Consider the following 10,659-nt stretch of genomic DNA (forward strand, 5'->3'; position numbering starts at 1 on the left):
CGAGAGATCCACGACGAGTTCAGACGCGGGCTTTACTGGGTGCACCTTACGAGCTAAGAAGAAGGTCACTTTGGCGTCTACCTCCAGCCCCCCCAGTGCCCGGATACGCGGCTCAAAATAAGCCCAAACCGCCCGCCAGTCCGGCCCGTTTCGCCATCCATAAGCCCGTTCCAACCAGTCGCATTCGAACTGAATGAACGCTTTGGCCTCTTCTGGATCCAGATTTACCCCGGTGGGATAAAACTCCACCTGCTCCACCTGAAACCCCATTCGCTCCAGAGCTTCCTGGATCTCCACCTTGGTAAAGAAGCCAGCCCGAATATACTGATAGATCTCCAGGGCCAGCTTCTGCGATGGGGTCTCTGCATCCTCTGGCGTGGTGGTTGCCAGGGCAAACCACCCTCCTGGCCTCAGCACTCGATTGACCTCTTCAAACAGGCGGTGCATGCTCGGCAAGTCCAGGCAGATATCCTGAAGAGCCAGAAAGGTCCCTACCCCATCGAAGATGCCGCTTGGGAACCCCAGGCGATAGGCGTCCATCTGGATAAAGGTGCTGAGCTGGGAATTGGATTCCTGGGCATGCTGACGGGCCAGCTCGACCTCGCACCGCGCCAGGTCGATCCCGACCACCGTCCGGGGGAACAGCGCTCGCTCTATCTCCAGTGCGAACCATCCGTCTCCAGTTCCGACATCTAACCACCGCTGGCCAGGGGCCCCAGGGATCCGGTGCACAATGGCCCGCCGCACACCATTCAGATCATCGTAATAGCTCTGGAACTCCCGGATCACTCGCAAGCCGCGTTCTCCCATCTACCGACCCCCTCGCTCAGAGGTTGAGGAGTTGCACCGTTCGCTTACTGTCCGCTCGCTAGGCCCCGGATGCCAGGCGCCAGACATTCAAAGGCGGGTGGGGCCGTTTATCTCCACCCGCCTTTGAATCGGCCAAAAGGTGGCGGTCTCTTCGCCTCCTCAAGGGCAGCGAGCCAGACCTGGCCTGCCCTCGCGCCCTTAACCACCTGCGGACATCCCGGCCACGAAGCCGCCCTCCGTCATTTTCCGCACATCCAGGACCTCGTCCAGTTTCTCCGCCGGCAGGAGGCCCATCTCCAGGACCACGTCGCGGATTGTCCGGTTCTCCGCCATCGCCCTCTTTACCACCTCCGCGGCCCGATCGTAGCCGATGTGAGGCGTGAGGGCGGTGGCTAGGATCGCGTTCTTATGGACCAGCGTCTCCATATGCTCGCGGTTGGGCACGATGCCGCAAATGCATTTATCGGCCAGCACCGTCGCCGCGCTCGCCAGGATATGGATGGACTGAAGGAGATTATGAGCGATCACGGTCAGAGCCACGTTGAGCTCGAAGTTCCCCGAGGCGCCGGCCATGTTGATTACCACATCATTGCCCATCACCTGCATGCAGACCATCATCACCGCCTCAGGGATCACCGGGTTGATCTTGCCCGGCATAATGGAGGACCCGGGTTGTAAAGCGGGGAGCCGGATCTCGGCCAGGCCGGCCTGCGGGCCGGAGTTCATCCAGCGCAGATCGTTGGCGATCTTATATAGCGAAACGGCCACAGTCTTCAGCTGGCCGCTCAGCTCCACCGCCGCGTCCTGGGCCGCCTGGGCTTCGAAGTGATTTTCCGCTTCCCGGAACGGCAACCCGGTCTCCTCGCTCAGGGCTGCCGCGATCCGCCGGCCGAACTCCGGATGGGTGTTGATCCCGGTGCCCACCGCTGTCCCCCCGAGGGCCAGCTCCGCTAAGTGCGGCAACGCCGACTCAACCCGACGGATCCCATGTTCGATCTGACTGGCATAACCGGAGAACTCCTGACCCAGGCGCACCGGCATGGCATCCATCAGATGAGTGCGCCCGGTCTTCACGATATCATCGAACTCATGCGCCTTATCGAGGAGCACCTCGTGGAGATGGCGCAAAGCCGGGAGCAGCCGCTCGTGCACGGCCAGATAGGCCGAGATATGGATGGCCGCCGGGATCACATCGTTGGAGGACTGGCCCAGGTTCACGTGGTCGTTGGGATGGATCTCCTTGGAGCCGATCGCGCCGCCCAGGATCTGGATGGCCCGGTTGGCGATCACCTCGTTGGCGTTCATGTTTGTCGAGGTTCCTGACCCGGTCTGGAAGATATCCAGCGGGAAATGATCATCCAGCTTCCCCTCGATGACCTCCCAGGCCGCCTGCATGATCGCGTTCGCGCGCCGCTCGTCCAGCAGGCCCAGATCCCGATTGACTTTAGCGGCGCAGTATTTGATCAGCCCCATGGCGCGAATGAAATCCCGATGGAACCGGATCCCGCTGATCGGGAAGTTCTCGATCGCTCGCTGCGTCTGAGCTCCCCAGAGCGCATGGGCCGGGACCCGCACTTCCCCTAAGGAATCCCGTTCAACTCGGAACGCCTCCATAGCAACCTCCTTAAGGGTGGATCGCGCCACCGCCGCCCCTAGCCCGAGGCCGTTTTTCTTCCCCCTCCCCCTTCGCCGCGAAATCCTCGGTTGCAAACCGGGGGTTTTTTCTCAACCCTCTCCCCACGCCGCGAAGCGACGTGGGGAGAGGGTAGGGGGGAGGGACAAGCCCCGAATCCCCCGCAGGGGTCATCAGGATTGCGGTTGCTCGATTGCAATCCTGACGATCCCTGCTACAGAGCAACGCGAAACAGCGAGGGGAGGGATCGTTCTACACCATCTACGCCATGGGCAGCTTCTGAGCCCTCCTGCGGATTTTGGGGGAGGGACCCCGGCCTGCTTTCCTCATCGGATTGGACTCAACGCCTGAAGTTGCCCATAGCCTCATCTACCTTAACGCCCGAATAGGGGCATCCCTTGTGGGTGCCCCTACGATGCCCTGTCCTGTGTTAATCTTAACGCCAGATTCGAAACACCAGGTTCAGCACCAGGGTGAGCAGCAGGCTGAGCAAAATCGAGGTGGCCAGCGGGAAGAAGAACACAAAGTTCCCTTTCTGGATCAGGATGTCCCCGGGCAGGCGGCCGAGGCCTGGCACCCTACCGATCAGCATGAACATCAGACCCAGAACCAGGAAGAACAGCCCGATCAGGATGAACCAGCGTCCGAACTCCTGAAACGGCATTTCATCCCCTCCTCACCATCCTTCCAGATATTTCCGCCACTCCCCGTATTCTCGCAGGTAGAAGCCGAAAAGATAACGGATGGTGGGGACAGGCTCAAAGGGTGGTCGCAGCAGAGCCATATGAGCTTCAGCCGGCGTCCGATTCCCTTTGCGGCGATTGCACGCCGGACATGCCGCCACCAGGTTTTCCCATGTATGCTTTCCGCCTCGATGGCGCGGGATCACGTGGTCCACTGTCAAGTGAGGAGAGGAGCGCCCGCAATATTGACAGGTATACTGGTCCCGCCTCAGGATCTCCCGCTTGGTCAGACGCAACCGACGGGGCGGCCGCCGCACCACATAGCGTAACCGGATCACCGAAGGACACGGGAAAGCCCGCGAAGGAGTGCGCACCTCGCCCCGGCCGTTCTCCAGAATCTCTGCTTTCCCATTGAGCACCAAGGTGATCGCCCGGCGGAGAGAACAGACATTCAGAGGCTCGAAGTTGGCGTTCAGCACCAACACCGGTGCTTGAAGCAGGGATGGGGATCCGAACCTCCTTGAAGCCTCCATGGCGGAACCTTCCTGAGAGAAGATCCTCCGAAGAAGGACCCTGTATGGTCGTGATCAACTCAGGACTGGTGGGGATGCTGTGGCGATGGCCTCTTCTCCCTGGATCCCCCTTCCTCGAGGAGGGGGATTTTTGATTTTGTGGGCGGCCTCGCCCGCCCACAAAGCCGCACACAGGGAATGCCCTCAACCCCCAAGTAAGCGCTGCCCTCTGGATCGAATGCAAAGACAGATCAAAGGAAGGCCCATCGATTTCCACGGCATCATTATAAACAGGGCGCAGCAAATTCGCCAGAGGAATGGGACAATCCGTCCGAACCTGCTCAATCCCGGGCCTCATCACCCTCCTTCAAGGCGCCAGCTCCGCTCGATGGCCTGGATTTCCTGGCGGAGGCGTCGGGTCAGGAGCTGACGTTCCTCCGGGCTGAGAAAAGCAGCCTCCACCGCGTTCTCCAGGATCCGCAACAAGTCCTTCCAGTGTAAACCCATCCCGGCCATAGCAAACAAATACTCATCGGTCAGCGTGGTGTCACTGATGCTAGGATCATCGGTGTTCAGCGTGACTTTGAGACCTAACCGATAGAGGTCCGGAAGGGGATGGTAACGGAAGTTTGCAACTGCGCCCGTCTGCAGGTTGCTGGTCGGGCAGATCTCTAGTGGAATGTTTCGCTCATGAAGCAGTCGGAGGACATAGAAATCATGGATAGCCTGGATCCCATGACCGATGCGGTGGGCACCCATCACCAGGATCGCATGGCGGATATTTACTGGAGGACCCACCTCTCCCGCATGGATGGTCAGGAAGAGCCCCTGCTCGCGGGCCCATTGGAAAACAGGAATTAGCTCTTTGGCAGACTTGCGAAGCTCATCCCCTGCCAGATCCAGCGCCACCACACCCTGAGGGCGGTAGGCGATAGCCAGACGGGCGATCCGCCAGGCGATCTCCGGGTTTTCCCCCCGCACGATGGTCAGAATCAGGCGTGTCTGAATTTCAAATTCCCGCTGGGCTTGCTCCACGCCCTCCAGAACCCACTCAATGACCTCTTCCAGACGAAACCCCTGACTCTGGGCGAGGGCTGCGGGGTTAAAGCGGAGTTCCAAATAGCGGACGTGATCAAGAGCGGCATCGACGACCGCTTCATAGGCCATACGGCGGATAGCCTCTTCGCTGGTGTAGAACAGGCGAAGGAGCTGGAAACGGGAGAGAAAGCGGTGGAAATCCGCGGGCTCGCTGGCTGTGAACCGGATGAGAGGTTCCAGCTCCGTTGCCCCTATGTCCAGCCCCGGGTGGATCTGATGGCGACGAGCGATCTCCATCAGGGTGCTTAAGCGAAGGGATCCTTCCAAATGCCGGTGCAGATCGACTTTGGGGAGACGATGGAGAAGAGAGCGCCATGCATGCGCCACCGGGCCGCGCCGGAGGCGCATTCGCACGCGCTCCGGAGATGGCTCCACCGATCTTGACCCTTTGCTCTCTCGACCTCTCGCCGAGTCCATCTCTGAATACTCTAAGAGCTGCTTCAAAAGTGTCCAATCGAGAAGAACGGATAGCGGAACTCGCCTTGACCTTTTTTACTCCATGAGAGCTTCCGGGGCTAAGCGAGCTGTCCTCCTCCCTCCTCGCGGCCCTTCAGGCCGCGGGGAGAAAAAATCTTTCGGGGGCGGTGCGGGGAGCCTTCGCCCCCCGCACCGCCCCCGAAAACCCTTTCGTAACCCCCACTCATGATTCCCCGAATAGAAACTCCAGCAATTCATCAGGGGCTACGGTCGGCGGCTTGGGAAGGGGAAAGTAAAAGGTGCTTCCCTTCCCCAACTCGCTTTCCGCCCAGACCTGGCCGCCATGGGCCTCCACGATCCGCTTGACGATGGCCAGGCCCAGCCCCATCCCCCCGAACCGCCGCCTGGTAGATCCATCCACTTGATAAAACCGCTCAAAGATGCGCTCCAGTTTATCCGGTGGGATCCCAATGCCCGTGTCCTGCACCGACACCTGGACATACTTCTCCATGTCCAGAATGCGAACTGTGATGCGCCCCCCGTTGGGGCTGAACTTCACCGCGTTGTGCAGGAGGTTGTCCAGGACCTGGGAGAGCCGTTCTCGATCTCCCCAGACGATCACTGGACCCCCTGGATCCTCGATAGCGAACTCCAGGCCGGCCTGGGAGGCGGTGAGCTGGAAGCTCTGGACGGAGACACGAGCTATGGCGACAATGTCCACCGCCTCAAAGTTGAGGGCCCCTCGCTCGATCCGCTGAAGGGTAACGATATCGCCAACCAGCCGGCTCAGCAGGTTGGTTTTCTCGGAAATGATCTTCACAGCCTCTCGCTGCGCTTCTGTCAACGGCCCCATCGAGCCATCCAGCAGGAGATCCACATACCCCTTGATGAAGGTCAGAGGGGTTCGCAATTCATGGGAGACGTTCTGCACGATTTCATCTTTCAGACGATCCGCCTCCTGAAGCTCTTCGTAAGCCCGGCGCAGTTCCTCCGCATGCGCCTTCAATTCGTAGAACAGGCGAGCGTTCTCAATGGCGGCAGCCGCCTGGGTGGCCACGATGGTCAGCAGACGCTCATGCTCCGGCTGAAAGGCGTTGGGAATCTCATGGTCCACCGAGAGAGCTCCGATCACCCGATCGCCGACCATCAACGGAACACACATCAGGGAACGGACGGAGGGATCGAACACCACGAAGCGTGGATCCTCACGGGTGTCTGGGACATAGATCGGACGCTTCTGCTGCACGACCTGGCCGGCGATCCCCTCGCCAATCCGCAGGCGAGCCTCCTGCCGCCAGCGGTCCTTGACCCCTGCGGCAGCCCGGATCTCCAATAGCTCCGTGCGAGGGTTCAGCAACATAATGTTCGCCGCCCGACAATGAAGGACCTCCCGCAGGGTCACCACTACCGAGTCCAACAGGATCCCCAGATCCAGAGTGGTGCTCATGCGACGGGCGAACTCATAAAGCGTGGTGACCTCCCGCAGGCGCTGGGTCGTCTCGCGGTATAGGCGGGCGTTCTCCAGGATCACCGCCAGGTGGCCCGCCAGGGTGGTCATCAGACGCATATCCTCTTCCGTGAAGGCGTTCGGGCGCGGGCTCTCCGCATTGAGCACGCCGATGACCCGCTCCCCGATCTTCATCGGGATGGCCAGCTCAGAGCGGGTGCCGGGTTCTGCCTCTAAATAATCCGGATCCTGGGTGACATCCGGGACCAGAGCCGGAATCCCTGTTCGGGCCACCCGGCCAGTGATTCCCTGGTGGATCGTGAGGGGGACAAGGATCGCCTGTTCAGAGAACCCATAATGCCCGTAGCTCCGGAGACGCCCGGTTTCCTCCTCCAGCAAGAGGCATTCCACCGCTTCGAAGCCCAGCGTTCGTTGAATGGCAAAGAGGGCTTGGTGGATCACGCGCTCTGGGTCCAGGGTGGCAGTCGCCGCCGCGATCACCTCGTAGAGGATGCTCAGCTCATTCAGCCGACGGCGCACCTGATGGAAGAGCCGTGCGTTCTCCAGGGCGATCGCCAGCTGTCCGGCAAGGGCGCTAAGCAGGCGGATGTGATCTTCCCGGAAAGCTCCCGGTTCCGGGCTCTGGACATCCAGGACACCGATCAAGCGGTCGCCTAACAAAAGCGGAACGGCCAGCTCCGACCGGGTCTGGGGGATCCGAGGCAGGTATCCCTCATCCCGCTGCACATCCGGCACCAGCACGGGGGTCCGGGTCGCAGCGGCACGCCCCACCACCCCCTCCCCAAGCCGGAGGCGATCGGCGCGCTGAGCCTCCTCCTCTCGCTCACCGGTTCGATACCGCACCAGCATGTCAGGATTCATGGGATCCGTCAGGAAGAGGGCCACGTATTGAAAGGCCGGTTCCTCCCGGAGCAGCCGGATGATCTGATCGATCAGGGCGTCGAAATCCGTGAAGCGGACGGCAATCTCGGAAGCCCGGTGAAGGGTTTCCAGCTCCCTCAGGCGGCTCAGCGCCTCCTCATAGAGACGGGCGTTGGCGATCGACACCGCCACCTGGTCGACGATGGTGCTCAGCCAGCGCAGCTCATCTGCGCTGAACAGCCGAGGGGATTCAAATACCACCTGCAGGGCACCCATCACCCGGCCCGCATGACGTAGCGGAAACGCCGCAATGGCCCCAATCCCCCAGGCCCGAGTTTCAGGATCTTTGAACAGCGGATGTGCTGAGGTATTCGGAATGACCATGGGACGGCCGGTTCGGACCACGGTTTCGGTGACTCCCTCCGGCCGAGGACGAGGTGCCTCGAGGAGGATCTTCCCTCCCCGTGCGAGGGTCATCCCCGAACGCCAGCGCTCCCCGTTCTCGTTCAGCAGATGGATATACACCCGATCTGCCTGGGTGTGCCCCAGAAGGTGCCGGCCCACCGTCTCAAGCACTTGATGAAGATCCAGGGTGGCCGTGACCTGGGCGGCCATTTCCTGAAGGGCGCTGAGCTCGGTGATCCGCTTCTGGGATTCCTCATAAAGCCGGGCGTTGTGGAGCGCCAGGCTGACATGATCCGCCAGCGATCGAAAGATCGGCTCATCCTCGGGGAAGAAAGCGTGGGGATGAATGGAGAAAAGCACGAGGGTGCCAATGATAAAATCCTCTATATGAAGTGGAACGATGAGCGCCGAGCGGATCGGGTCCGCTCCTTCAGACGCCAGCAACAGATTCTCTTCATCCCTCAGGGTATCCCCAATCCGCACCATCACATCCTGAGCGAGGGCCCGGGCGAGGGCTCCCGCCAGCGGCCGGATGCTTCCTTTTACAAGATATTCGGATAACAATCCCGCCGAGGCGGCGACCTCCAGCTGGGCTGGATCTGGGCCGATCAGGAAGATCACCGCTCCATCGCCCATCATCTCCTCGACAGCCAGCCGGACCGCCACCTCGAACACTTCCTCGGAGCGCAGAGTGGCGGTTAATGCGCGGGAGATCCGGCTTAACGCCCCTTGCAGACGGGCGCGTCGCTGTTCGGCCTCGTAAAGCATCGTGTTGGCCAGGGCTACCCCGATTTGATCCGCCAGCGCCCGGGCCAGCTGGATCTCCTCCTCGGTGAAATGACGCAACCGGGTGTCACTGAGCTCGATCAATCCGATCGCGCGACCCCGCACCCAAAGCGGAAGCGTCAAACATGTCTGATAACCGAAATGCTGCATCCAGGCTTTCTCGTGGGGATCAGCCTCTGGGTCGTCCATCCGGATTACCATGAAATCTCCTCCTTCTCCCCGCAACAGGCGAACGATTGCCGGGTATTCCGCCAGAGGATAACCCCGGCCCATCTCCGGCGGGGAGGGATCTTCCGCCTGTCGCTCCGGAGGCGTGTAATCCGCATAGACGATCAGCGCATCCCGCTGCGGGTTCAACAGGGAGATCGTGCAGTTGGTGACCTGGAGCACGTCTGCCAGATGCCTTGACGCTTGCCAGAGGACCTCCTCCGTGCTGAGGGTGGAGGCCGCCAGGGCCGCTCCGACCACCAGCGCCCCCAGATCCCGGATCCGACGCTGGGTTTCCCGATACAGAGTAGCGTTCTGGAGGGCAATGGCCGCATGGAAAGCCAGGAGATGCATGGCCTCCAGCTCTTCCGCCTGGAAATCTTTTCGAGCATCCACGGAAATCGCCAGATAGCCCAGCGTTCGCTCCCCGTGCGGCAGCGGCGCCACCCACACCTGATTTTCAGAGCTCTCGCCGAGCCATCCCAGGGCTCCACCATCTGGAAGCCGGCGCGGCCCGACAGGAGGCTCTCCCAAGAGGGCAACCACCTTCTCGCGGGGCAGACGATGCCCGACCGGGCATCGCTGGGGATTCGTCGTTGCCCGCAAGACCAGGTTTTCCCCGGAAGCGTCCCACATCCAAATCTGAGCCTCACCGGCATCGAAGAGCTTGCAAATCCCCTTGACCGTTCGCTCCAGGATGATGGCTGGATCCAGGTCAGTTGTCAGCTCCGTCATCACTCGGCTCAGCTGGGCCATGAGCCGGCTCCGACGGCGCTCCCGCTGGGTCATTCGAGCCGTTTCCAGGATCACGCCAAGCTGATCGGTGATCGCTGTGATGAATGCCTGCTCCGCGGGAGCCAGTCGCTCCGGATGGGAAGAGGCCAGACCCAGCAGGCCGATCGTTCGGTCCTGCGCCCGAAGCGGAGCCAGGACAAGGGCACGAAGCCCCCCAGGCCATCCCGCTTCGGGGGGCAGGCAAACCCGAACCTGATCTTCCTGAAGCGCCTGGGTCAGCATCTCCGGGGGCAGCGCTGCGATCAACGCTCGCATCGTTTCCGGATCGCGACCCCCCACGTGCCAGCCTTTCCCTTCGCCTTCCGATAAAAGCAACCATCCACCCTCGAAACCCAAGTTCTCCAGAAGCCACCCCAGGGCTTCCTCGGCTAGCCGGGGGACATCCGGGATCAAACCCGACAGGCCAATCATCGCATGGAAAGCCGCCAGCTCGTGGGCCATCCGCCGGGAATGCTCCAGCAGCCGGAAGACATACACGGTGGAGGCGATCAGCCCGCTCAAGGCCTCGACCAGGCGCGCCTCCGCCTCTGTCCTTTCGGGGATCGACTGGCTTCGTCCGAGAATCACCAGCCCTAACGGGCGCCCAGCGAAGCGCAGAGGGATGACATCGGTGGAGGCAAAGGCGGAAGAGGGCAGCAGATCCTTCAGAGGGCCCGGAAGACGCTTCCATGGGATTCCATGAACCCCTTCCATTCCTGTCAAAGCTTGAAGATTTTGCCAGGCAACATTGGCGGCCCACTCCTTGGGCCCGTTCTTTACACTGACCACCATTGCTGGAGGGAAGGAAGAACGGGCCTCGTCTGGAAGGAGAAGGATTCCGACCTCTGCGCGGGCGAGTTTCAGAATGATTCGCAGCGCCAGGCCCAGCCACTGCTCCATGTCCGTGGTTTGGGCCGCCTCACGGCCGGCCTCCGAAACCTGGGCGATCGCTTGACGATATTGCTCCAGCTCGAAACGGGCGGATCGCAAGCTCCTCGCGGTCAC

At 61.3% G+C, this 10,659-nt stretch carries 6 protein-coding genes; all 6 read right to left on the reverse strand.

What is annotated here, in order from left to right; translation table 11 throughout:
* A partial coding sequence (locus tag NZM16_RS10600) for a class I SAM-dependent methyltransferase (RefSeq protein WP_295448301.1) occupies window positions 1–810 on the reverse strand: 810 nt, incomplete at its 3' end.
* Window positions 811–1,008: 198 nt separating this feature from the next.
* Complete coding sequence (locus NZM16_RS10605) at window positions 1,009–2,424, reverse strand: aspartate ammonia-lyase (protein ID WP_295448300.1); 1,416 nt, start codon at window positions 2,422–2,424, stop codon at window positions 1,009–1,011.
* A 455-nt stretch (window positions 2,425–2,879) separates the two neighbouring features.
* Window positions 2,880–3,107 (reverse strand): DUF2905 domain-containing protein, encoded by a 228-nt coding sequence (locus tag NZM16_RS10610; RefSeq protein WP_295448298.1) that lies wholly within the window; start codon window positions 3,105–3,107, stop codon window positions 2,880–2,882.
* A 12-nt stretch (window positions 3,108–3,119) separates the two neighbouring features.
* Complete coding sequence (locus NZM16_RS10615; protein WP_295480298.1) at window positions 3,120–3,659, reverse strand: HNH endonuclease; 540 nt, start codon at window positions 3,657–3,659, stop codon at window positions 3,120–3,122.
* A 336-nt stretch (window positions 3,660–3,995) separates the two neighbouring features.
* On the reverse strand, window positions 3,996–5,084 hold the full coding sequence (gene add / locus NZM16_RS10620) for an adenosine deaminase (protein ID WP_295480300.1): 1,089 nt from the start codon (window positions 5,082–5,084) through the stop codon (window positions 3,996–3,998).
* A gap of 292 nt (window positions 5,085–5,376) precedes the next feature.
* Window positions 5,377–10,644 (reverse strand): GAF domain-containing protein, encoded by a 5,268-nt coding sequence (locus NZM16_RS10625; RefSeq protein ID WP_295480302.1) that lies wholly within the window; start codon window positions 10,642–10,644, stop codon window positions 5,377–5,379.
* Window positions 10,645–10,659 lie beyond the last annotated feature (15 nt).

The organism is Thermoflexus sp., from assembly GCF_025055495.1.
In the GTDB taxonomy this organism is placed as follows: Bacteria; Chloroflexota; Anaerolineae; order Thermoflexales; family Thermoflexaceae; genus Thermoflexus.